The sequence below is a fragment of the Hymenobacter edaphi genome, assembly GCF_003258365.1.
In the GTDB taxonomy this organism is placed as follows: domain Bacteria; phylum Bacteroidota; class Bacteroidia; order Cytophagales; family Hymenobacteraceae; genus Solirubrum; species Solirubrum edaphi.
Genome location: NZ_QHKM01000006.1, coordinates 171,247 through 193,876 on the forward strand (window position 1 = coordinate 171,247; position 22,630 = coordinate 193,876).

General features: G+C 67.4%; 15 protein-coding genes. 8 read left to right on the plus strand and 7 right to left on the minus strand.

Annotated features, from left to right (window positions below; genetic code table 11):
- Positions 1–100 precede the first annotated feature (100 nt).
- Both DLM85_RS18260 and DLM85_RS18265 read left to right on the plus strand, forming a co-directional pair.
- The gene (locus DLM85_RS18260; RefSeq protein ID WP_111479604.1) at positions 101–1,387 is read left to right on the plus strand and encodes a hypothetical protein; all 1,287 of its coding nucleotides are present in this window, start codon (positions 101–103) and stop codon (positions 1,385–1,387) included.
- Positions 1,388–1,443: 56 nt separating this feature from the next.
- A complete protein-coding gene (locus DLM85_RS18265) occupies positions 1,444–3,012 on the plus strand; it encodes an OmpP1/FadL family transporter (protein ID WP_133257132.1) in 1,569 nt (522 codons plus the stop codon).
- Positions 3,013–3,092: 80 nt separating this feature from the next.
- Here DLM85_RS18265 and DLM85_RS18270 read toward each other — a convergent pair whose 3' ends face one another.
- Entirely contained in the window at positions 3,093–4,034 is a 942-nt protein-coding gene (locus tag DLM85_RS18270) for a hypothetical protein (RefSeq protein WP_111479607.1), read from the minus strand.
- 144 nt (positions 4,035–4,178) lie between these two features.
- Between DLM85_RS18270 and DLM85_RS18275 the strand changes: the two genes are divergently transcribed.
- The 3 genes from DLM85_RS18275 to DLM85_RS18285 all read left to right on the plus strand — a co-directional run bounded on the left by DLM85_RS18275 (position 4,179) and on the right by DLM85_RS18285 (position 9,422).
- Positions 4,179–6,410, plus strand: coding sequence for a S9 family peptidase (locus DLM85_RS18275; protein WP_111479608.1), 2,232 nt, complete (start codon positions 4,179–4,181; stop codon positions 6,408–6,410).
- 252 nt (positions 6,411–6,662) lie between these two features.
- Positions 6,663–7,811, plus strand: a complete 1,149-nt coding sequence (locus DLM85_RS18280; RefSeq protein WP_133257133.1) for a hypothetical protein — start codon at positions 6,663–6,665, stop codon at positions 7,809–7,811.
- A gap of 90 nt (positions 7,812–7,901) precedes the next feature.
- Positions 7,902–9,422 carry an ArnT family glycosyltransferase gene (locus DLM85_RS18285; RefSeq protein WP_165822194.1) on the plus strand — a complete coding sequence of 507 codons (1,521 nt, stop codon included), beginning with the start codon at positions 7,902–7,904 and terminating at the stop codon, positions 9,420–9,422.
- A gap of 7 nt (positions 9,423–9,429) precedes the next feature.
- Here the strand turns inward: DLM85_RS18285 and DLM85_RS18290 are convergent, their stop codons facing one another.
- Positions 9,430–9,786, minus strand: coding sequence for a hypothetical protein (locus DLM85_RS18290; RefSeq protein WP_207891057.1), 357 nt, complete (start codon positions 9,784–9,786; stop codon positions 9,430–9,432).
- On the minus strand, positions 9,783–11,225 hold the full coding sequence (locus DLM85_RS18295) for an aldehyde dehydrogenase (RefSeq protein WP_111479612.1): 1,443 nt from the start codon (positions 11,223–11,225) through the stop codon (positions 9,783–9,785). Before DLM85_RS18295 ends, DLM85_RS18290 begins: the two co-directional genes overlap by 4 nt.
- A 384-nt stretch (positions 11,226–11,609) precedes the next feature.
- On the opposite strand from DLM85_RS18295, the gene DLM85_RS18300 reads away from it, so the two are divergent.
- A complete protein-coding gene (locus tag DLM85_RS18300) occupies positions 11,610–12,827 on the plus strand; it encodes a T9SS type A sorting domain-containing protein (RefSeq protein WP_111479613.1) in 1,218 nt (405 codons plus the stop codon).
- Between the two features lie 54 nt (positions 12,828–12,881).
- Positions 12,882–14,759, plus strand: coding sequence for a DUF6311 domain-containing protein (locus tag DLM85_RS18305; protein WP_111479614.1), 1,878 nt, complete (start codon positions 12,882–12,884; stop codon positions 14,757–14,759).
- A 35-nt stretch (positions 14,760–14,794) separates the two neighbouring features.
- On the opposite strand, the gene DLM85_RS18310 is transcribed toward DLM85_RS18305, so the two are convergent.
- Positions 14,795–15,511, minus strand: a complete 717-nt coding sequence (locus tag DLM85_RS18310; RefSeq protein ID WP_111479615.1) for a glycosyltransferase — start codon at positions 15,509–15,511, stop codon at positions 14,795–14,797.
- Positions 15,512–15,746: 235 nt separating this feature from the next.
- Here DLM85_RS18310 and DLM85_RS18315 point away from each other — a divergent pair, with 235 nt between their 5' ends.
- Entirely contained in the window at positions 15,747–17,492 is a 1,746-nt protein-coding gene (locus DLM85_RS18315; RefSeq protein WP_111479616.1) for a hypothetical protein, read from the plus strand.
- Between the two features lie 89 nt (positions 17,493–17,581).
- Here the strand turns inward: DLM85_RS18315 and DLM85_RS18320 are convergent, their stop codons facing one another.
- From DLM85_RS18320 to DLM85_RS26065, 3 genes are read right to left on the minus strand one after another with little or no spacing between them, the layout of a single operon-like run.
- Positions 17,582–19,132, minus strand: coding sequence for a DUF2079 domain-containing protein (locus DLM85_RS18320; RefSeq protein ID WP_133257135.1), 1,551 nt, complete (start codon positions 19,130–19,132; stop codon positions 17,582–17,584).
- Positions 19,133–19,144: 12 nt separating this feature from the next.
- Positions 19,145–20,092 carry a glycosyltransferase family 2 protein gene (locus DLM85_RS18325; RefSeq protein ID WP_243636029.1) on the minus strand — a complete coding sequence of 316 codons (948 nt, stop codon included), beginning with the start codon at positions 20,090–20,092 and terminating at the stop codon, positions 19,145–19,147.
- A 28-nt stretch (positions 20,093–20,120) separates the two neighbouring features.
- Positions 20,121–22,439, minus strand: coding sequence for a DUF6311 domain-containing protein (locus DLM85_RS26065; protein ID WP_243636030.1), 2,319 nt, complete (start codon positions 22,437–22,439; stop codon positions 20,121–20,123).
- Positions 22,440–22,630: the final 191 nt, after the last annotated feature.

A 22,630-nucleotide genomic window follows, 5' to 3' on the forward strand; every position in this document is an offset into this window, starting at 1 on the left:
CCGGAGCATTCCGCCCGCAGCCAACCAAGTGAGGCTGAACAAGCTCTGGCCAATACTCGTTCTTATCAACAGCGGCCGTACCTTCTTCGCGCACCCAGCCATGAAACATATTCCCACCCACCTGTTGCCTGCTCTGGCCCTGCTCACGCTCGGCGGCTGCGCAACCTCCAACGGCCTCACCACGACCGAGCCCGATGGCGTGTATTATTCTTCCAAGGACCGCACCACCGAGGTGGCGCCGGTGGCATCGGTCGATCAATCAGCCGATTATGCCGCTACCGACGACCCCAACGCCGTAGCCAACCCCGACTACCAGAACGGCGGCAGCCAGGCGCGCGGCACCGGCTCGGATGAATACTACGACGAGGACTTCGACTACGGGTACTACGCGCGCAACCGCCGCTACAACGGCCTGGGCATGGGCTACAGCCTGAGCTACGCCGACCCGTACTGGTACCGGCCCACCTTCGTCTACAACGACCCGTTCTTCTACAGCCCCTACGGCTACGGCTACAGCTACTCGCCCTGGTACGACCCCTTCTGGGGGCCGAGCTGGTACGGCGGCGCGGGCCTGAGCATCAACATCGGCTGGGGCATGGGCGGCTGGGGGCCCTGGGGCCCGTACGGCGGCGGCTTCGGCCGGCCCTGGGGCTACGGCGGCTGGGGCGGCTACAACCGCGGCTACTGGGACGGCTTTTACTCCGGCGCTTACGGCGGCGGTTACTACGGCAACTACGGGTATTGGGATGGGTACCGCGGCGGGAGCCGCGCGGTGAACTACCGCGTGGGACACCGCAACGGCCGCTCGGTGGAAGTGGTCGGGGCCGGGGCCAGCGGCGGCGGACGCCCCCGGGTAGCGGAGGCTACCGGCGGGCGGGCCGCCAACGGCGCCGCGGCCAGCCCGGGGCGTTACCGCGGCCGCGTAGAAGAAGCGGCGGCCCAGCCGGGCCAGGTATCGGCCGGGCAGGCGCAGCCGGGCCGGGGCCGTCTGTACCGCATCCAGGAAGCCGGCAGCGTGGGCCTGCAGCCCAACGCGGTTGACGCGGAGAAGCCGCAGAGCGCCGTCGATATGCCGGAGCAGCAGACGCGCTACCAGCGCGGCCGCAGCCGCTTCGGCGAAGCCGGCCAGCCGAGCCAGGCCGCGCCCCAATCGGGGGATGCCCAGCAGGTATACCAGCCCCAGCGCCGCCGCGAAAAGGTGGACTACGGCAGCCAGCCCCAGCGCCAGGCGGAGCCGATCCGTCGCGAGCGGGCCTACGAGTCGATGCCGACCCCGACGCGCTCCTACGACCAGCCCACGCGCTCCTACGACGGGGGCGGCAACAGCAATAGCGGGAGCAGCAGTGGGGGCAGCAGCAGCGGTGGTGGCCGCGGGCGGGTACGCTAAGCCGCCAATTTCTTGAGTTTCCGACGGTGATTCGCCGTTTTCCCTTCTCCTAGGCTATGAAACAATATGTGTTGGGGCTGGCCCTGCTGGGCTTGGCCAGTCCCCTTTTTGCCCAAAACGAAGACGATGCGCTGCGCTACTCGCGGCTGCAGTTCGGGGGCACGGCGCGCACCCTCGGCATCGGCGGGGCCAGCGTGGCGGTGGGCGCCGACCTTGGCACGCTCAGCAGCAACCCCGCCGGGCTGGGCCTGTTCCAACGCTCCGAGGTGAGCTTTTCGCCCGGCTTCGGGCTGGGCAACGCCGAAGCCCGCGCCGGCAACGTGGCCGGCTCTGCCTCGCTGAAGGACTCGCGCAACAGCCTGCACGTGGGCAGCCTGGCCGCCGCCTTCGCCTCGCGCCGGCCCGACAGCGACAACGATGACTGGCGCGGCGGCACGCTGGCCTTCGGCTTTACCCGCGTAAACGATTTCAATACCAGCTTCTCGTACCGCAGCACCGTGCCCGATGCCCGCTCGCTGTTTCAGCGCCTGCGCGAGCCGCGGCTGGAGTCGGGGCAGTCGGTGGCGGGGCTGCGCAAGCAGCTGGACGAGGAGTTTATCACCGGCAACTACTCGGGGCTCGACGGGCTGGCCTACGGCAACTATCTCACCAACTACGACGAGGTGCCGGCGGGCAGCGGCAACGAGGTGGTGACGACGCCCGCGTCGCTGCAGCGCACCAGCGTGACGCAGGAGGAAACGGTGCTGACCACCGGTTCGCAAACCCAGTTCGACATCGGCTACGGCGCCAGCTACCGCGACCGGCTCTACATCGGGGGCGCCATCGGCATCGTGGGCACCCGTTTCAACTCGACCAGCGAGCTGCGTGAAACCAACGACGCCACCACCGGCACCAGCTCGTTTGGCAGCCTGACCTTCCGCGACGAGCTGCGCACCCGCGGCACCGGCTACAACGCCCGGCTGGGCCTGATTTACCGCCCGCTGGATTGGCTGCGCGTGGGCCTTTCGGCCCAGACGCCCACCAGCTTTCAGTTCGACGATACCTACAACTCGTCGCTGAACACGCAGTTCCGGCAGCCGGTGAGCGTTGACGGGACGCTGATTTCGTCGGCCAGCGCCAACACCCAGGAGCTGAAGCTGGCTTACCGCATGACCTCGCCCTGGCGCCTGAACGGCGGCGCGTCGTTTATTCTGGGCAAGTACGGGTTCGTGTCGGCCGATGCGGAGCTGGTGGACTACCGCCAGGCCCGCTTCCGCAACGCCCCCGACCTGCAGAACGGCGACAATTACTCGTTCCGGGGGGAAAACAGCCGCATCAGCCAGGTCTACAATTCGGCCCTGAACCTGCGCGTGGGCGCCGAAGCCCGGCTGAACATCTTCCGGGTGCGCGCCGGCTATGCCCACTACGGGGACCCGTTCCAGGACAGCCGCTTCGACCGCAGCCAGGCCTACTACACCGGCGGCCTGGGCGTCCGGCAGGGCAACATCACGGCCGACTTGGCCGGCGTGTATACCACCTACAACCGCGTATACTCGCCTTACACCCTGCTCGATGGCAGTCAGCCGGAAGTGAAAATGAACGCCACCCGCTTCACCACCACCTTCACGCTGGGTTACCAGTTCTAGCAGCGGCGAACGGGCCAAACGCCACGGGCGGCTCCGGTTCGGGGCCGCCCGTGGCGTTTGGGGCTACCTGGTACACTCGATCAGCGCAGGATTTTGACGGTCATTACCAGATCGACGGGGGCGGTGGTGCCCAGGGCTGTGACGAAGAGCACGCCTTCGTTGCCCTCGACGGTGCGAAAGGCCACGGCTTTGTTCAGCCCGACGGGCACGGCCGCTCCGGCGGTGACGTTGGCGGCCGTGACGGCGTTGGAAATGGCGCTGGCGGTGGTAATCGCGTTGAACTCGGCCAGCGTGAGCGTGCTGGCGCCCAGCAAGGTGGCGCGGCGCCGCTGCCACCGGCTGACGCGCAGCACCGGGGCGCTGAGCGCGGTGCTGGCCGAGGGGGCAGCCAGGGTGGCACCCGTGGCGGTGGGCACGTAGAGCAGGTCGGCCCAATCCTGGTAGCCGGGCAGCTCGCCGGGGTGGTGGGTGGCGTAGGCGGGCAGCACGAAGCCGCGCTCGGCCGCCAGGATGGCACGGCTGGCATTGGTGCGCGGGGCCTGCAGCCGCACCGAGTAGGTATGCAGGGGATTGATGGAGTCGGCCGGGCGTACCTCGATGCGGTAGCCGCGGGTGGCTTTGTTGCCGTCGACGTCGGTGATGGTGTATTTCCAATCCTGGCGGCCGGCGTTGGTGCTGGCGCCGAAGCGGTTGGTAAACAGGAAGGTTTTGGGCGGGGTGGGCTGGGCAAAGACCGTATCGAAATACACCAGGGGCAGGGAGTCGGCAAACCGGGCCTGGGTGAGGTTGCGGTAGAACCGCTCCTGCGTGGTGATGGTCAGCCGCTGCAGGCCGCTCCCGCCTTCCCGGACTTCGGCAAACACGCGTACCTGGAAGGTGTCGGCGGCGTTGGCCGTGCGGTCGGCCGTCAGCGAGGTGCCGTCGGAAATGAAGTCGAGCAGCGGGGCGCTGGTATCTTGCTCGCAGCCGGCGGTGAACAGGGCAACGGGGAGCAGCAGCAGAAGAAGGCGAAGCAGACGCATAGGTAAAAGCAAAGGTCGGGAAAAGCGCAGGATGCGCGAGCACGCAACCATGCGCCGCCCGCGGCCGACGTTGGCGCGCCCGCCGGAGCCAACGTCGGCTGCCGCCGGTGTAGTACCTTTAACGCTGCCACTGAGTTTTCTTACATGATCCACCCGTTCAAGACGTTTCAAACCTTCGGCCTGGCTGCGGGCCTGTTGTTTAGCGCCGCCCCGGCGGCCGTATTGCTGCCCGCCGCGCCCGCCGTGGCTCAGCAGCGCCAAAACATTACCCTCGAAGACCTGTGGGTGAAAGGCACCTTCGCCGCCCGCTCGGTGCAGGGCTTCAACTGGATGCGCGACGGCCGCTACTATTCCGCCCTCGACAAGGGCGAGGTGGTGCAGCACGACGTGACGACCGGCCAGGCTACCCAGACGCTGGTAAGCAGCCAGCAGCTGCGCCCCGCGGGTGCCGAGCAGCCCATCAGCGTGGACGGCTACGAGTTCAACGCCGACGAGCAGAAAATGCTCTTCAGCACCGCCACCGAGCCCATCTACCGCCGCTCGACGCGCGCCAACTACTTCGTGTACGACCGCGCCGCCCAAAAGCTGCTGCCGCTGAGCAGCGGCGGCAAGCAGAGCTACGCCACCTTCTCGCCCGACGGCCGCCGCGTGGCCTTCATGCGCCAGAACAACATGTACGTGGTCGACCTGCAGACCATGCAGGAAACGCCCATTACCACCGACGGACAGATCAACAAGCTCATCCACGGCGGCGGCGACTGGGTGTACGAGGAGGAGTTCGAGGTGTCGCGGGCGTTTAAATGGTCGCCCGACTCGAAACAGCTGGCCTACATCAGCTTCGATGAAAGCCGGGTGCCCGAGTACAACCTGCAGGAGTGGGGCCCGCTCTACCCCAAGGACTACCGCTACAAGTACCCCAAGGCCGGCGAGCCGAACTCCATCGTGACCGTGTCGGTGTACGACGTGGAGGGCAAGCGCACGACCAAGATGGATATCGGCAGCGAGACGGATCAGTACATTCCGCGGCTGATGTGGACGCAGACGCCCGGCCTGCTGAGCATTCAGCGCACCAACCGCCTGCAGAACAAGCTGGAGCTGCTGCACGGCAACACCGCCACCGGCAAAACCGACGTGGTGTGGACCGATACCGACAAGGCCTACGTGGACGTGACCGACGATTTGCGTTACCTGAAAAACGGCAAGCAGTTCGTGGTGACGTCGGAGCGCGACGGGTACCGCCACATCTACCTCTTCGACATGAAGGGCAAGCTGGTGCAGCAGCTCACCAAAGGCGCATGGGAAGTGTCGGAGTTTGTGGGCGTGGACGAAGCCAAGGGCCAGGCCTACTACCTCTCGGCCGAGGCCTCGCCGCTGCAGCGCCACCTCTACCGCGTCGACCTGAAGGGCAAAAACAAAACCCGCCTGGGCGAAGCCGGCAACGGCACCGACGTGGTGAACATGAGCCCCGACTTCCGCTACTACCTCAACTACCACTCGGCCGCCGACGAGCCGCAGACGGTGAGCCTGCGCAACGGGCAGGACGGCAAGCTGGTGAAAGTGCTCGAAGACAACGCCAAGCTCAAGCAGCGCATGCAGGAGTACGGCTTCGTGCCCCAGGAAACCTTCTCGTTCAAGACCTCGGAGGGCGTCACGCTCAACGGCTGCACCATCAAGCCGGCCACCATGGAAGCCGGCAAAAAATACCCGGTGCTGACCTTCCTCTACGGCGGGCCCGGCTCGCAGAAAGTGCTCGACAAGTGGAACAGTGTGGACTACTACACCTGGTTCCAGATGCTGGCTCAGCAGGGCTACGTGGTGGCCATCGTGGACAACCGCGGTACCGGCGGGCGCGGCGCGGAGTTCAAGAAGTGCACCTACGCGCAGATGGGCAAGCTCGAAACCATCGACCAGGGCGAGGCCGTGAAGTACCTCGGCGCCCAGCCCTGGGCCGATAAGGGCCGCATCGGCATCTTCGGCTGGAGCTACGGCGGCTACCTGGCGGCCCTGGCCATGACCAAAAACGCCGACCTCTACAAAGCCGGTATTTCGGTGGCCCCGGTGACGAACTGGCGCTACTACGACACCATTTACAGCGAGCGGTACCTGAAAACTCCGCAGGACAATGCCGCCGGCTACGACGACAACTCGCCGGTGCAGTTTGCCAACCTGCTGAAGGGCAAGTACCTGCTGGTGCACGGCACCGGCGACGACAACGTGCACTTCCAGAACTCGGTGGCCTTTACCGACGCGCTGGTGAAGGCCAACAAGGACTTCGAGCAGCTATATTATCCTAACCGCAACCACGGCATCTACGGCGGCAACACCCGCCTGCACCTGTTCCGGCAGATGACCAACTTCCTGCTGCAGAACCTGTAGGCCCGGCTGGCCGCACGGCGGCTGCCGTCCGGCTAATGGCCGTCGGAATCGAGCGTTTTTTGCCGCCGCAAGACGGCTAAAACGTTATAAGTCAGAAAAAAGCCCGTTTTTCGGTCTGAGCTTCGTGGCTGCGCCTTCCCGCGGGAAGGCCGGCGGTGGCCAGTCGGAAGACGGGCTTTTGGCGTTGGAAGGGTAAGAAAATGCGCGGCGCGTCGTTCCTGCGGCGCTGTTTCTGCGTAAAGCCTCGTCGATATGCGCACGTCCCGACTGAATCCTGTGCTGCTGGGCGCACTGCTGCTGGGCGCGGCCGCCTGCCAGCGCGAAACTGCTGCTCGCACCGAAAAGCCGAACCCGGCCACTGAGGTAGCCGCCGCTGATACTGCCCTGCCCGCCGAGGCTCCCATAGCCACGCGCCGCGACTGGCACCGCCTCACCCGGCGCACCAACCCGCGCGCCCCACTGATTCGCTACGCCGCCGTGCGCCGCCCGGCCAGCCTGCCCGCGCCCGCGCTGCCCACCGAGGCCCGCCTGTTCGACCTCACGCTTAAGCCCAGCGAGTTTTTTCGCATCGACCCCACCCAGCCCGCCGAAGTGCGCGGCCGCGAGGGCACAACGGTGCGCCTGCCCGCCGGCGCCCTGCTCGACGCCCGCCAGCAGCCCGCGCAGGAACCGGTGTGGCTGGAGCTGAAGGAGTGCCTGGCTTTGGCGGACCTGCTGCTCTCCGACCACGTCAGCACCGGCCCCGACGGCACGCCCATGCAGGCCGGCGGCATGGTGCTGGTGCGCGCCGTGACCAGCAAGGGTCAGGCCCTGCACCTGGCGCCCGGCGCCGCCATCGAGCTGAGCCTGCCCGCCGAGCTGCACGCCGGCCGCCAGCTCTACCACAGCCCCGACCGCCAGCACTGGGCCGCCCTGCCCAACGATGTGGCTCCGGAAAGCGGCCCGGCCTACGCCCAGGCGTCCTCCACCGCCGGCAGCAGCATCCTCGATACGCCCGCCGAAAGCAGCGCCAGCAGCAACCCCGAGCCGCTGGCGGCCCTGGCAGAGCCCGGTGCCGACTGGCTGCGTAGCCCCGAGCTAGGCTGGCTGAGCTGCCTGCGCGGCTGGCACACCGAGGGCGGCAATCAGCTGCTGGTGCCCACCGAGGCCGATGACCACACCGTCGTGCGCCTGGTGTACCCCGAAGCCGGCGTTATCCTGGCCGGGCAGCCGCAGGCCGCGGGTTACGCTTTCCAGGGCCTGCCCACCCAGCAGCGGGCGGTGCTGGTGGGCCTGCGCTACGAGGGCGGCAACGCCTTTCTGGCCGTGCAGTCCCTGGCCCCCGGCGACACGGCCGCGCCGCTGGAATTCCGCGAAGTCAGCCTCGCCGACATCGAGCAGCGGCTGCAGGAGCTGCGCTAACCGCCCGGGCTCATGGCCCGCCCCGATTCGGGAGTGGGGGCGCTACCTTTGCGGCGGCGCGGCCATCAGCTGTGGCCGCTTATCCCGGGTATGAACTTGTCTTTTCTGGCCACGCGCACGGTGCCGCGCTGGTTCTGGCCCGTGCTGCTGGGGCTGAATTTCCTGGTGCACCTGCCGTTTTTCGGCCTGCCACCCAAGGGCGCGCACTCCTGGCGGCAGTGCAACACCATGGCCGTGGCCCGCAACCTCTACGAGGAGGGCATGAACCCCCTGCGCCCCCGCGTAGACCGGCGCGGCGCCTCCGATGGCGTGACGGGGATGCAATTCCCGGCCTACGAGTGGGCCGTGGCCGCTGGCTACCAGGTGCTGGGCTTCCACGAGAGCATTCCGCGGGTGGTCAACTGGCTGATTTTCGCCGCTGGGCTGGCCACCTTCTACGCCCTGGCCCGACGGCTGAGCGGCTCGGGCTGGGCAGCGGCGGTGGGCACCTGGGCCCTGGCCTGGAGCCCCGAGTTGTTCTACCACAGCATCAACGCCCTGCCCGACGTGCTGGCCCTCTCGGCCTCCATCGGCGGGCTGTACTACTTCCTGCGTTGGTACCAAGCTGAAGACGCTCACCCCGGTAGCTACGCGCTGGCCCTGCTGCTGACCACGCTGGCCGGCCTCACCAAGCTGCAATACCTGGCCATCGGCGCGCCCATTGCCGTGCTCATCCTGCGCGACCTGTGGCTGCGCCGCCTGCCGTGGCGGCGCCTGCCCGCGCTGGGGCTTTTCGCGGCCGTGGCCGTAGGAGTGCCGCTGGCCTGGTACGCCCGTGCCGTGCGACTGATCAAGGAATCGGGCTTAGCTGATTTCGGGCTGGAGCTGCGCCCGGCCGACAGCCTAAGCACCGCCGTGCGCATCCTGCGCGAAAACCTGCTTTCCGATTTGCCGGAACTGCTCGTCGGCTTTCCCGGCTTCGTGCTGCTGGTGGTGGGCTTGGTGGCTCTGGTGCGCGCGGGCTACGTCCGGCGGTTCTGGTTTCTGCCGATGCTGGCCTGGGCGGTGGTGCTGCTGGCCTATCACCTGATCGAGCTGAGCCAGATGGACGTGCACCAGTACTACATGCTGCCCTACCTGCCGCTGCTGATGCTGACGGTGGCCTTGGGCGCCGCCTGGCTGCAGCCCCGGCACCGGGGCGCCCTCTGGCTGGCATTGCTGCTGGGGCTGCAGCCCGTGGCCGCCGCCATCCGGGTGATTCCCAGCCGCTGGGGCGGCGGCCCGCGCGAAATACCGGCCGAGCTGTACTACCCCGAATCCCGCGCCGCCCTGGAAACCGCCGTGCCCAACGACGCACTCTGCCTCGTCGGCCCCGATATATCCGGCTGCAAGTACTTCTACTTCCTGCACAAAAAGGGCTTCGGCTTCGGCGCCCCTGAGGACCTATGGAATGCCAAGCCCGACGGCAGCACCCTGCTCGACAGCGCCGTGCGCAACGGCGCCCGCTACCTCTACACCAACGACTCCACCGCGCTCGGCAACGCACGGGTGCGGCCGTACCTGGGCCGCGAAATCAAGCGGGTAGGGGAGTTTCGGGTGCTGGAGCTGCGCCGGCCGTTAGCTACAGACTGACCTGTTATCAGTCCCGCAGCGCCTGGGCATAATCCCGCAGCGCATTGATGAGGTAGAGCAGCAGCCCGAGCAAAAGCGCAAGTACTGCCACTCCCGTCCAAGCGCCGTTGACCACCGATGGTTTGGGGTGACGAATCAGCCGAGCCAGCGCCACTAGGTTCAGCACTTCGCCGCCGAGAACCAGCCCGGTGGCCAGCAAGGTCTGGTGACGGGTATGGGTGCTCAGCAGGTGATTGGTACTTACTTCAATGGCGGCCACAAATAGCAGCGCCTGCCACAGAAGCGTACCGCCCACCACGGCCCCCGCGCTCAGCCAGAAATGCTTCCAACTATGCTCGGTTGCCAGTGGCACAGGGCCGCTCACAGCTTCACCGTAATGCTTTGCGGCTCGGTGAAGAAGCGCAGCGCCTCCAGCCCGCCCTCGCGCCCCACGCCCGAGCTTTTCATGCCGCCGAAGGGCGTGCGCAGGTCGCGGTGCAGCCAGGTATTCACCCACACGATGCCCGACTGCAGCTCGTGGGCCACGCGGTGGGCCCGGTGCAGGTCGCGCGTCCAGATGGTGGCAGCCAGGCCGTACTCGGTGCCGTTGGCCCAGGCCAGCACTTCCTCCTCGGTGTCGAAGGGCGTGAGCGTGACGACCGGCCCAAAGATTTCCTCGCGGTTGACGCGGCAGTCGGGCGCCAGGCCTTCGAACACCGTGGGCTGCAGGAAATAGCCCTCGGCGCAGCGGCCCGGCAGCTGCACCCGCTGCCCGCCGGCCAGCAGCCGGCCGCCTTCCTCGTGAGCCAGCGCTATGTAGCCCAGGACTTTCTGTAAATGAGCCTCGCTCACCAGCGCGCCCTGCCGGCTGCCGGCGTCCTGCGGGTCGCCCACGGTGAGCTGGGCCACGCCGGCCAGAAACTGCTCCCGGAACTGCTCGTAAACCGGACGCTCCACGAAGAGGCGCGAGCCGCACAGGCAGATCTGGCCCTGGTTGGCGAAGGAGCTGCGCAGGCTGGTCTGTACGGCCTCTTGCAGGTCGCAGTCGGCAAAGATGAGGTTGGGGTTCTTGCCACCCAGCTCCAGCGACAGTTTCTTGAACATGGGCGCGGCCGTGCGGGCAATATGCTCGCCCGTCTTGGTGCCGCCCGTGAAGCTGATGGCCTTGATGGCCGGGTGCTCGATGATGGCCTGCCCCGCGCCCGGCCCGGTGCCGTGCACGATGTTGAGCACCCCCGCCGGCAGCCCTGCTTCGATGCATAGCTCGCTCAGCAGAAAGGCCGTGTAGGGCGTGATTTCCGAAGGCTTGGCCACCACGCAGCAGCCCGCCGCCAGCGCCGGCGCAATCTTCCAGGTGAAGAGGTACAGCGGCAGGTTCCAGGGCGAGATGCAGCCGACCACGCCCAGCGGGTGGCGCACGGTATAGTTCAGCGCCACGCCCTCCTGAAAGTGCGTTTCGGAGGCAAAGTGCTGGGCGGCCGTGCCGAAGAAGGCAAAGTTGCTGGCCGCCCGCGGAATGTCGACCACACGCGCCAAACTCACCGGCTTGCCGTTGTCCTGGCTTTCGGCCTGGGCCAGCCGCTCCAGGTCGCGCTCGATCAGCTCGCTGATGCGCACCAGCAGCCGGCCGCGCTCCTCGGCCGGCAAGCGGCGCCAAGCGGGCAGGGCGGCTTCGGCGGCCTGCACGGCCCGGGCCACGTCCTGAGCATCCGAATCGGGAATGTGGCTGAACACGCGGCCGGTGGCGGGCTCCACGTTGGGCAAGTAGCGGCCGCCTGCCGGAGCCGCCAGCGCGCCATTAATATAATTTTGCAGGTGTAGCATACAGAGCTCAGGAGTTGGTCACTAGGCAGTTAGCTGCCATCGGGCCGGGTGGGGGTGGGCCGCAAAGCTACTAGGCCGGGCCGCAGTCGTCCAACCCGGCCCCACAAGTCCAAGTTTTCGGGAATGTTGCTATTTGCAGTAAAAGCGGTCAAACCGCTGAAAATCGGCAGTTAAGAGAGGAAAAGCAGCTGTTTAGATACGATTTGCCACAATTAAGTTATATTAGTGGCACTTCTGGAGCTGTTGGATTAGTTTCCGGGATAATTCCTCGCACGGATGCTCGGTTTTTCCCCGGGTAGCAGCTGCTGACGAGTACTTTTCCCGGGTCCACCACCTCCGAAACGCGCACATCTCTTGCTCCTCCGATCCGCTTCCCCGGCGCCTATGGGCCAACTGTTACTCCGCTGTTTCTGTTTTTACGGGCTGTTGTGCGCCTTGCTGACCGGCAAGGCCCAGGCGCAGAGCACCCCGCCGCCGCCGCCCAGCGCGTCGGTGTTCATCACCGCCCACCAGGACGACTGGCAGCTGTTCATGGGCAGCCGCGCCTACGACAACGTGCAGCGGCACCGCAAAGTGGTGTTCATCATCATCACCGCCGGGCAGGGCGACCAGCCGGCCGACGCGTTCTGGAAAGCCCGTGAGCAGGGCTGCCTGAATTCGGCCCGCACCGCCTGCGACCCGAACGCGGGCAAGCTGCCGCCGCCGGTGTTTTCCAAAGTAACCATTCGGGGCCACGGCCTGACGGTTTCCTACTACCGCAACACGGTGGTGTACTTCCTGCGCGTGCCCGACGGGGGCGGCCGGGGGCAGGGCTTTAGCTTTTGCAACTTCCAGACCCTGACCAAGCTGCGCGAAGGCCAGGGCGGCCCGCTGAAAGCCCTGGACGGCAGCACGCAGTACAACTCCTGGAGCGACCTGACCGGCACGGTGCGCGACATCATTCGCCGCGAAATCCGGCCCAGCTGGACGCTGTGGGTGCACAGCCCCAACCCGGACGCCCGCGCAAATCCCAACGACCACGCCGACCACGTGTCGGCCGGCCTGATTGCGGGTACGGCCACCCAGGGCATGGATTGCCGCCGCCTGCTCTACTGCGGCTACGATATCCGCAACCGCGCCGCGAACCTGAACGAGGCGCAGAAAGCCAAGCAAACCGCCATGTTTGCCGCCTACTGCCAGGCCATGACGGAGCGCGGGCAGCCCAGCGGCTGGCAGCCCGACCACCTCTGCTGGCTGGGCCGGCAGTACAGCACGCTGGTGCATTCCTCGACCACCCCGAACCCCTCCGCCGCCACGGCCGCCCGCATGCGCACCGACAGCCTGCTGACGGCGCCGGCGCAGGTGGCGCTGGGCGTGCCCGCTCCTAACCCCTGCACCGCCTCCAGCGTGGTGACCTATGAGCTGCCCGCCGCCGCAGCCGTCAACCTGAGCCTGTACGACCTGCAGGGGCGGCTGATCAAAACCCTGGTGCAGGCCCAGCAGCAAGCCGGGCACTACGAGGTGTGGCTCGACGTGAATCAGTTTCCGGCTACCGGCGTGTACCTGTGCCGCCTGCAGGCCGGTTCGGTGCTCCGCTCGCAGCGGGTGCAGATCGAGCAATAAGCCCGAGTGGCGGCCAGCGCCTATTTTTGGCGCTTCTTACCTGAGTCAGACTGTATGCGCGAGTGGTTGCGCCGCAAGCCCGCACCCTGGATGGTGCTGGCGGCGGCGGTAATATGGCAGGGGCTGCTGCTGGGGCGCACGTTTGCCGCGCTCGTCACCGAGCCCAATCAGCACCTGTTCACCGACCAGCACGACGGGGCCAAAAACTACTTCACGTTTCAGGCCTACCTGCAGCAGCCCTTCGAGCGCGGCCTGCTGTGGTTCGGGCAGATGAACTATCCGTTCGGCGACTACATCTTCTACACCGACAACTCGCCCTTGCTGGCCGTCGGTACCAAGCTGTTTTCGCACTACGTCTACGACCTCACCCCGCGGGGGCTCGACGTGTACAACGGCCTGCTGGTGAGCATGCTGCTGCTGAGTACCGTGCTGCTGGTAAGCATCCTGCGCCGGCTGCTGCACTCCTGGGTGCTGGTGCTGACGCTGAGCGTGCTGCTGCCCTGGCTGAGCCCGCAGCTGGAGCGCCTGACGGTGGGCCACCTCAATCTTTCGCTGAGCTGGGTGGTGCTGCTGGGCATCTGGGGGCTGCTGCGCCTCTATGAGCACGGCGAGAAGGGCCGCCCGCTCGGGGCCACCGTGCCGCTGGTGGTAGCGGGCCAGACGGCCGCCGCGTTTCTGCACCTGTATTATCTGCCCATCGTGGGCTTGTGCGTGGGGAGCTTCCTCGCGTTCTGGCTGCTGGGCAGCGGGCGGTGGCGGCAGCTGCGGCTGGTGCTGGCCGGGGGCGCCATGGTGCTGCTGCCGCTGCTCCTCAGCTTTGCGGTGCTGCGCGGCCTCGACGGCTACTACCCCCTGCGCGCCGCCCTGCCCAAGCAGAACAGCTACGACGCGCCGCCGCTGAAGCTGGCGCCCGCCGCGCTGGTGCATCCTTATGAGTACAACCGCCAGCACTTCCCGCTGGAATCGACCACCCGGCCCTACGACGAATCGACGGCCTACCTGGGCCTGTTTGCGCTCTGGGGCCTGCTGCTGGTGGCCGGGCTGTACCTGCTGCGCCGGCCGCAGTGGCGGGCGTGGTGGCGCGGCTGGCGGCTAACCGCCGAAGCCCGCTTTGCCCTGCTGCTGCTGGCAGCTGCCACGGTGGGCCTGCTGGCGGCTTTGGGCACCCGCATCGGCCTCAACGCCGACGGTACGCTGGTGCTCAACAACTACCTGAGCGTGTTTTACCACCTCGACCGGCTGGTGCCCAAGGCCACCCAGTTTCGGGCGGTGGCGCGCTTCAGCTGGCCGTTTTTCTGGGCCCTGCACCTGCTGCTGCTCGTCGGGCTCGACTACTGGCTGCGCACCGGCCGCAGCACCTGGCGCTGGGCCGCGGTGCCCGCGCTGGTGCTGCTGGCCTGGCTCGATACCCGCGACGCGCTCAAGCACTACCGGCACGCCTACGTGCCCAATACCATCGGCAACCTCCGGTTTCAGCCCGAGCTGACGCAGCTGCTGCGTCAGGTAAATCCGGCTGATTATCAGGCTATCCTGCCGATTCCGTACTTCCATGTGGGCAGTGAGGGCGAGGGGCTGACCATCGACGACGCCGACGCGCAGAGCCGGCACGCGTTTCACCTCTCGCTGCGTACGGGGCTGCCGCTGCTGGCCAGCAAGATGTCGCGCACGCCGCCCGAGCACGCCCGGCAGCTGCTGCGTTTGCTGCAGCCCGGCGGCCCGGGGCCCGCGCTCCGGGCCCGGCTGGCGGGCCGCCCCATCCTGGTGCTCTACGACGACGCCTTTTACCGCGGCGACTCGACGCTGGCCGTCAATCAGCCCGGGCCGGAGCCGCGCCGCATTGTGCGCGACGGGGCGGCTTTCATCGCGCGGCACCGCATGCCGCTGCTGGCGCAGGCCGGCACCCTGCGGCTGTACCGCTGGGAGTTGGAGTAGGAGAGGAGCAGCCGTCTTTGTCGGGCCGTGGCGGCCTAGCGCCCCAGCAGGCGCAGCAGGTTGCGGCTTTCGGTGAGCAGCACGCGCACGTTGAGCGGGGAAAGAACCACGCCCGGTTTCAGCGCGACGGGCACTGGCTCGGTGCGCACCGCGGGCTGGCGAGAGGCCAGCAGCAGCAGCTCCAGGTCGAAGAGGTAGCGGTCGGTGGTGGTTTGTAGAAACAGCGCCCGGCCCTTGGCGTTGAAGCCCTTCAGCCCGCACTGGGTGTCGTCGATGGGTAGGCGCAGCAGGGTGCGGGTGAGGCGGCGCAGCAGACGCGACACCCGCCGACGGGCGGCGGGCACCTGGGCGTAGTAGGCGTCGTCGCGCACGCCCACGGCCAGGTCGCAGCGCTGGCTGTGCAGGGCCTGGTAGAGCGTGGCCATGCTGGTTTCCTCGTAGGGAAAGTCGATGTCGGTGAAGAGGCACAACGGCTCCTGCACCTGCTGCACGCCGGTGCGCAGGGCGTGGCCCTTGCCGCGGTTGGCGGGGTAGCTGAGGTAGGTAAAGGCTTCAGCGGGCAGCGCCGCGCGCAGCAGCTGCAGGTCCGCGTCACTCACGCCCCGCGTCGAGCCGTCGTTGACCAGGTACAGGTGGACCGTGGTGCCCGCGGGCAGCGTCTGCTGCAGGCGCTGCAGGCTGCTCAGAACATTGGCGGCCCACTCAGCGGGCGGGTTGTAGCAGGGCAGAACGAGGGCAAGCGCGGCGGACATGGATGGGCAGGAGGGAGCGTGCGGGGCGAGAAAAACAGCCGGCAGGGGCTGCCCGCGAAGTAGTTGGGGCTGAAAACGGCCTGGGCCGATGCGGCCGCCGTACCGGCGCGGCAACGCCGACGGAACCCCAAAACTACGGAATCGGCGCGGGCCGCCCCGAGGCAGCCCGCATCCGGAAGTATCTTTAAGCCCCGGATTTGTCGGAATACCTCCGGCCGGGCCTGATACCGTACCTATGAAGCCATTACGCTGGCGCGAGCTGCTGCTGAGTCTGCTATTCTACGCTGTTCTGTTCGTGCTGTTCAGCTGGCCGCTGGCCGCGCACTTCAGCACCGCCTACCTGGGCCGGCCCGGCAACGACGCCAACCAGTACGTATGGAACGCCTATAATTTTCACCGGCAGGTGCTGGCCGGCCACAATCCGTTCTTCACCGACCTGCTGCTCTACCCGCGGGGCACTTCGCTGGTGATGCACACTTACACGCCCGTCATCGGCCTGCTCAACGTGCCGCTCGGCCACGAAATCCTGGCCGTCAACGTGGCTCTGCTGCTGAGCTTCACCCTCTCGGGCGTGGGCGCCTACCGGCTGTGCCGCCGTTGGGTCGACAACCCCGTGCTGTGCCTGCTGGCGGGCGTGCTCTTCGCGTTTTCGGGCTACAAGCTGGCCCACCTGCCCGACCACTACCACCTGCTGCTCACCGCCCCGGCGCCGTTTTATATCTATGCTTTCCTCGAAGCTTTCCGCTTCCGCGAGGGCCGCTTCGTGCCGCAGGTGCGCCGCTGGGGGCAGGTAGCGCTGTGCGCCGCGCTGGGCATCATCACCCTGCTCAGCGACTATTACACCCTGTTCGGGCTGCTGTACTTCTCGCTGGGCTACGCGCTGTACTACGCGCTGCGCCTGGGCAGCATCAACTGGCGCCGGCCGCGGCCCTGGATTGTGCTGGTCGTGGTGCTGGTGGGTTGCCACATCGGCTCCAGGATGCTGAAGCTGGCCGGCGTGCCCGACAACAGCGGCTTCTGGTGGGGCGGCGACCTGGCCGGCTACCTGCTGCCGCCCCCGCACAGCCGCTGGCTGAGCACCACCGCCACCGAGCGCCTGCTCAACAGCAGCAGGTTCAACTCACCCGGCTCGGTCGAAAACATCATGTTCCTGGGCTACGTGCTGCCGCTGCTGGCCCTGTTCACGCTCGTGGGGCTGCGCGGCTACTCCACTTTGCGCCGCGACGAGGACCGCGGCGGCCGGGCCCTGCCCGGGTTGGCCCTGCTGTTTTTTATGCTGACGCTGCCGGCCGTGCGGGTGTTCGGCAAGGAAGTGCTGCGCTTGCCCACCGGCCTGCTGCACTACGTCCCGTTCTTCAACAACATCCGCTGCCCCACGCGCCACGTAGCCTACCTCTCGCTGCTGCTGCCCATCGTGGTGTTTGCCGCCCTCGACCCCTGGCTGCGCGCCCGCCTGCGCCCGGCGGCCCGGCTGGGCGTATCGGTGGGGCTGCTGGGGCTGGTGCTGCTGGAGCTGCAGCCCAAAGAACAGCCCCTGCTGAAGCTCGCCGACGTGCCCGCCGCCTACCTCGCCGCCGCGCAGCTACCCGGCGACGTGCTGTTTCCCGTGCCCTTCGGCCTGCTCGACGGCTACCGCAAAGTGGGCCAGATGGACGGCGACGACCTGTTCTACCAGACGCGCCACCACAAAAAGCTGCCCGGCGCTTACATCTCGCGCGTGCCCGCCGAGGTGTTTGCCAGCTTCGACCAAGACTCCGTAATGCACACCCTGCTGACGCTGCAGGAGCACCCCGATACCACCCTACAGCGTCCCTCGGCGGCGGCGGTACGCGAATTTCTGCGCGTGTACCACCCGGCGGCGTTTATCGTAGCACCGCAGTTCCGGGGCTCGGCGGTGCACCGGTACCTGCGGGAAGCCATGCCGGCGCAGGGCTACCGCGAAGAGCAAATTGGGGAGTATGTACTGCTGCGCCGGCAGTAGCGCGAACTTTTAGTTCGCGTTTTCCAGAGCGACAATCGGTGAGCCGTGCCGCGGCTATTTGTCCAGAGCACACGAGCTGAAAGTTCGCGCTACAGCTTGAAGGGCAGCACCTCGTCGGGCTGGGCCGGTGGGCGGGTGCGCTCCAGCACCAGCAGCTGGTCGTCCTCGTAGCGCACGCGGAAGTCGCCGCGGGTGCGCAGCTGCTGCTGGGCCTGTAAGTAGGCTTCGGGCGCCAGGGGCCAGGGCAGCTTGTCGGTTTTGAGCAGGGCCACCAGCTGGGCGTCGCGCAGCACCGGGAAGTGGTACAGCCTGTCGCGGTTGATCAGCCAGGGCGCCAGGTTGGCCTGGGCGCTCAGCGGCACCTCGGCGGGCAGTTCGTCCAGGGCGCGGCGCAGGCGGCGCACGTCGAGGCCCTGGGTGGAGCGGTAGTGCTTGGCCAGCAGGAAGTTGGTGGTTTCGCGCTGGTACCACTTGCTCTGGCGCGTGTAGAGCGTGACAACGGTAGCCAGCCCCGCCAGGGCCAGCGAGGCGGCGTAGTAGCGCTGGCGCGGCGGGCCCTGGCGCAGCTGCAGCCCCAGCTCCGTGACGGCCAGGGCCAGCACCGGCGCAAACTCGATGGAATACTGCGCGTTGATGCCCCACAGGCCGTAGTCGTTGGCCAGCAGCTTCTGGGCCAGGATGGGCGCCAGCATCAGCGCGTACCAGGGGCGCAGCGCCAAGGCCAGGCCGCCCGAGAGCAGCAGCACGGCCCACAGCTCGGCCTTGATGTAGTTGTAGTTCGGGTCGGCGGTAATGTTTTCGAACAGGCACTGCCACAGCAGCGTGGGGTGGGTGGCCACGTTCAGCACGGCCGCTTCCAGCGAGCCGCCCAGGTGCTGGTAGCGCTGAATCTGCGTCAGCTGCTGGTGCGTGGCCGACAGCCCGGGCATCACCAGCTTGGTAATCACCGCGAAGTAGGCCAGCGCGGCCACGGCGCCCAACACTGCCACCAGCAGCAGCGGACGGGTGCGCCAGTGCTTCCAGGCCAGGCCCAGCATGATGGCGGCGGCCCACAGCGCCAGGTTTTCCTTGCTCACCAGCAGCAGCCCGAAGGCCAGCAGGGCCCGGCCCCAGCGGCGCTGCTCAAACCAGTGCACCAGCCACGGCACGGCCATGGCGCCCACCACGTTGTCGTGGTAGTCGTAGCCCAGGGCCGAGTAAATGCCCCAGCTGCTGAAGAAGAAGGCCATTAGCACGTTGGCCTGCCCGTAGCTGGCGCCGCGGGCGCGGGCAAAGACGTGCACGCCCCAGCCGCCCCACAGCACGGCGGCAATCTGCACCACCAGCAGCGTCCAGGAGCCCAGCAGCCAGTACAGCGGCGACACCAGCAGGGGCACCAGCGCGAAGTGCAGGTTGGAGGAGAGAAAGTTGGTGGCCGGCGTATCGAGCAGCTCCGTCACGTAGTGGGCCCGCAGGTGGGCGTAGCTGCGCAGCGCGTGGGTGGCAATGCCCAGGTCGAAGGCCGCCGTGCGCATCAGGTAGTGGTTCACCAGCGACACCAGGGCGTAAATCAGCCCGAAACCGAGCAGCAGGCCCCGGGCCCCGTTGCGCTGCCGGGCCGTGCCCGGCGCTGCCTTCGTCAGTGTGCTGTGCCGATTCACCACGTTGTGCGTTTAGCCCCGGCCGGCGGGGGCCGGCTCGGTGATGTTGGTATCCGAAATGATGTAGAGCGGGCGGTGGCGCACGTTGGCGCCCAGCCGGGCCAGGTACTCGCCAATGACGCCGACGGCAATCAGCTGCACCCCGCCCAAGAACAGGATGCTCACCATCAGCGAGGCCCAGCCCGGCTGGTAGTCGCGGGTGATGAACCGCTCGTAAAGCGTGTAGAGCAGCACCAGGAAGGCAATGCCGGTGGCGCCGAAGCCCATGAGCGTGGCGGCCTTCAGCGGCACGTCGCTGAAGGCGGTGATGCCGTCCAGGGCCAGGCGCAGCATCTTGCGGTAGGTGTAGCCGGTTTCGCCGCCGGCGCGCTGGGCCCGGTCGTATTCCACGTAGGTCTGCCGGTAGCCGATCCACGAAATCTGCCCGCGCAGAAACTTGTTCTGCTCCGGCATCTGCTTTAGGGCCTGCACCACCTTGCGCGAAATGATGCGGAAGTCGCCGGTATCAACCGGGATGGAAACGTTGGTGATTTTGGCCAGAATGCGGTAGAACAGCTTGGCCGTGAACAGCTTCATGGCGCTTTCGCCCTCGCGGCGGCGGCGCTTGGCGTACACCACCTCGTAGCCCTCGCGCATCTTGCGGTACAGCTCCGGAATCAGCTCCGGCGGGTCCTGCAGGTCGGCGTCGATGATGGCCACGGCCTGCCCCTGCGAGAGGTCGAGGCCGGCCGTCACGGCAATCTGGTGGCCGAAGTTGCGGCTCAGGTCGATAAAGCGCACGTCCGGGTGCTGCGCGGCCAGCGCCAGAATCAGTGCCAGCGAGTTGTCGCGCGAGCCGTCGTTGATAAAGATGAACTCGCACCGGACGCCCATCGGGTCGATGACGCCGCGCAGGCGCTGGTACAGCGCCGGGATGTTCGCTGCCTCGTTGTAGATGGGAATGACGACGGAGAGGTCCACGGGCGGGTGGCAAGGGAGTGGGAAGGGGTCAGGGGGCGAGGCGGTAGCCGTTGAGCACGGGGCGGCGCTGCTCGTCGGACCAGTACACGTCGGTATCGAGCGGGCGGATGAGCAGGTCGTCGATGAGCTGGTCCTGGCAGGCGTAGCGCACCTCCAGGCGGGCGGCATTGGGCCGGATGCGCACCTGCACCGGCACCCGCAGCCAGTCGCCGTCGACGTCGGTGCAGATGCGGCCGTCGGTGTACTGGTAGTCCAGCTCGGCGCCGGCCGCGTCGTACTGCCGCACCAAGATGGCACCGTAGCCGAAGTCGGTCTTGCCGTTGACCCACACGCTGATTTCGTAGCGGCCGGTGTCGGCCGGCGCCGGAATCGGGCCGTTGTAAAGGGTTATCTGGGCCTCCTTGCGCTGGTGCACGGCGCCGGCACCCAGGCGGCCGCGGCGGTCGGGGCTCTTGGCAAAATCGTCGTAGAACACGCCCTTGGCCGTGGTGGCACGCAGGCCACCGGGGCGCTCGGGCAGGGTGGGCAGCAGGGCCGCGGCCTTGGCGCGCTCCTGCGCGGTGGTGGTGGCCGCCAGCGCCGCCAGCGGCAGCTCGTAGAGCGACACCGTGGGCGTGGTCACCAGCCGCTTGGCCAGGCTGAGCACGCGCTGCTCGGCCAGGGTCAGCGACTGTGGCGTGGTCAGGATCAGAATGGGCTTCTGGTTCGGAAAATCCTGCAGCAGCGTCTTGGGCAGCAGCGGGCCGCTCAGCAGTTGCACGTGGCGCATCACCTGCCCGATGGAGGGGCGCGACACGTAGGCCGACAGCTCGGGCAGGCCCGTGGCCAGCGAGAGGCGGTGAATCTCGCGGATGGACTGGGCGCTGCCTTCCAGCAGAAACCGGTCGCTGCCCAGGTTGAAGTAGGGCAGGGGTAGAATGGCCTGGAAGTCGGACGGCTTGCGGTTGGCCCACGACAGCTGGTGAATCAGCGGGTGGGTGCCCTGCATGTACTCCACGGCGCCCGCGCCGCCGGCGGCCACCTTGGCCCGGGAGCTGAGGTTGATCCAGCACTCCCCGGCCCAGATGAGCAGCAGCAGCGGCAGCCAGGGCAGCGTGCGCAGGGCCACGCGCTGCCGGTGCTGGTGGCGCCACACCCCGTGCAGGTAGTAGGCCACGTAGGTGGTGTATACGAAATAGAACGGCCAGGCAAAGCGGCCTAGGGCGCGGAACTGCCGCAGCGGCCCGAGGTGCTCCACCAGCTTGTCGAGGGGCGGGAAGATAAACGGCACGCCCGCCGCAAACAGCAGCAGCAGGCCCGCGGCCCAGAGGCTGGTACTCAGGTTTACGGGCACGATGCGGCGCAGCGCCAGCGGCTGCCGGTGGCGCCGCACCACGTGGGTGAGCACCCGCAGCAGCGTGGCCAGCAGCACGCCGCCCGCCACCAGTCCCACGTAGGCCATCGATTCAAACTCGAACCCCTGGCTGTCGGTGCCGAAAATCTGGTTCCAGAGCGGGCGCAGCGGCTCCAGGTAGGGCGTAAACACGCCCTCGGGCGTGGTCACGTACACGAGGAAGCCGTAGGGGTTGGGCGGGCGGTCGGTGGTGGGGTCCGTCAGCCACAGCCAGGTGCGAAACACCAGCAGCGGCAGCAGGGCCGCGGCCACCATGTAGCCCAGCTCGCGCCAGGTGTAGCCGCTGCGCTGGCGGCGCACCGCCAGCACCAGCACGTGGCCCAGCAGGAAAAAGCTGGCGCAGGCCAGGAAGTAGGCCATGAAAAAGCCCATCACCAGGCTGCTCACCCCGAAGATGACGTACCAGCGCCAGCGGCGCGGCGCCTCCAGCATGCGCAGGATGCAGTACCACAGCCAAGGCACGAAGCACGGGTAGCTCAGGGACATATGGTCGCCCAGGCGCTGAATCTGCGGGGCCAGAAAGCCGATAAGCAGGGCCAGCAGCACGGCGTACCACGCCGGCAGCCGCAGCCGCCGCAGAATCACGTACATGATCAGCGGCGTGAGCCACACGCCCAGCAGCGCCAGCAGGTTGGTGATGCCCACCGCGTGCGCCGCCGCCGGGATACCCATGCGCTCGAGCAGGCCCATGGTCCAGGCCACGGCGGGCTGCAGGTTGGGGTAGGTGAAGTTTTCCCCGTAGGGATAGTTCATGCCCGAAAAATGCGCGCCGTGGTCGTAGTGCGCGTAAAACGAGGTGGCGTAGTAAGCCTGCAGGCCGTCGCCGCCAGGCTGCATGAAGTACTCATCGGGGTGCTCGAAAATGAAGGAGTACCCCAGGAAGAGCACGAGGGCCGCTACCAGGGCCACCACGCCCAGGCCCAACCAATGCCGCAACGGGCCAGATAAAGTCATAAGTGCCAGATTGCATTATGGCCGCCGCCACCGCCAGGGTTGCGCGGCCCACATAAAGCCAAAACTACACGGTTTGGCGCAGATTCGGGTCTGGCCGGGGCAACGGGCCGGTGGGGCGGGGCCGGCCGAGGGCCCGGCCCGGACCGCGGGGAAAACTACGCGCCGACGCCGCCAAACATGCTGGCAGCGAG

What these genes read in the sequence shown, in the direction of transcription:
- DLM85_RS18270 (WP_111479607.1), bottom strand. Translation starts at nt 4,034, where the DNA reads ATGCGTCTGCTTCGCCTTCTTCTGCTGCTGCTCCCCGTTGCCCTGTTC.
- DLM85_RS26065 (WP_243636030.1), bottom strand. Translation starts at nt 22,439, where the DNA reads ATGACTTTATCTGGCCCGTTGCGGCATTGGTTGGGCCTGGGCGTGGTG.
- DLM85_RS18275 (WP_111479608.1), top strand. Translation starts at nt 4,179, where the DNA reads ATGATCCACCCGTTCAAGACGTTTCAAACCTTCGGCCTGGCTGCGGGC.
- DLM85_RS18295 (WP_111479612.1), bottom strand. Translation starts at nt 11,225, where the DNA reads ATGCTACACCTGCAAAATTATATTAATGGCGCGCTGGCGGCTCCGGCA.
- DLM85_RS18285 (WP_165822194.1), top strand. Translation starts at nt 7,902, where the DNA reads ATGAACTTGTCTTTTCTGGCCACGCGCACGGTGCCGCGCTGGTTCTGG.
- DLM85_RS18280 (WP_133257133.1), top strand. Translation starts at nt 6,663, where the DNA reads ATGCGCACGTCCCGACTGAATCCTGTGCTGCTGGGCGCACTGCTGCTG.
- DLM85_RS18315 (WP_111479616.1), top strand. Translation starts at nt 15,747, where the DNA reads ATGAAGCCATTACGCTGGCGCGAGCTGCTGCTGAGTCTGCTATTCTAC.
- DLM85_RS18300 (WP_111479613.1), top strand. Translation starts at nt 11,610, where the DNA reads ATGGGCCAACTGTTACTCCGCTGTTTCTGTTTTTACGGGCTGTTGTGC.
- DLM85_RS18260 (WP_111479604.1), top strand. Translation starts at nt 101, where the DNA reads ATGAAACATATTCCCACCCACCTGTTGCCTGCTCTGGCCCTGCTCACG.
- DLM85_RS18305 (WP_111479614.1), top strand. Translation starts at nt 12,882, where the DNA reads ATGCGCGAGTGGTTGCGCCGCAAGCCCGCACCCTGGATGGTGCTGGCG.
- DLM85_RS18310 (WP_111479615.1), bottom strand. Translation starts at nt 15,511, where the DNA reads ATGTCCGCCGCGCTTGCCCTCGTTCTGCCCTGCTACAACCCGCCCGCT.
- DLM85_RS18265 (WP_133257132.1), top strand. Translation starts at nt 1,444, where the DNA reads ATGAAACAATATGTGTTGGGGCTGGCCCTGCTGGGCTTGGCCAGTCCC.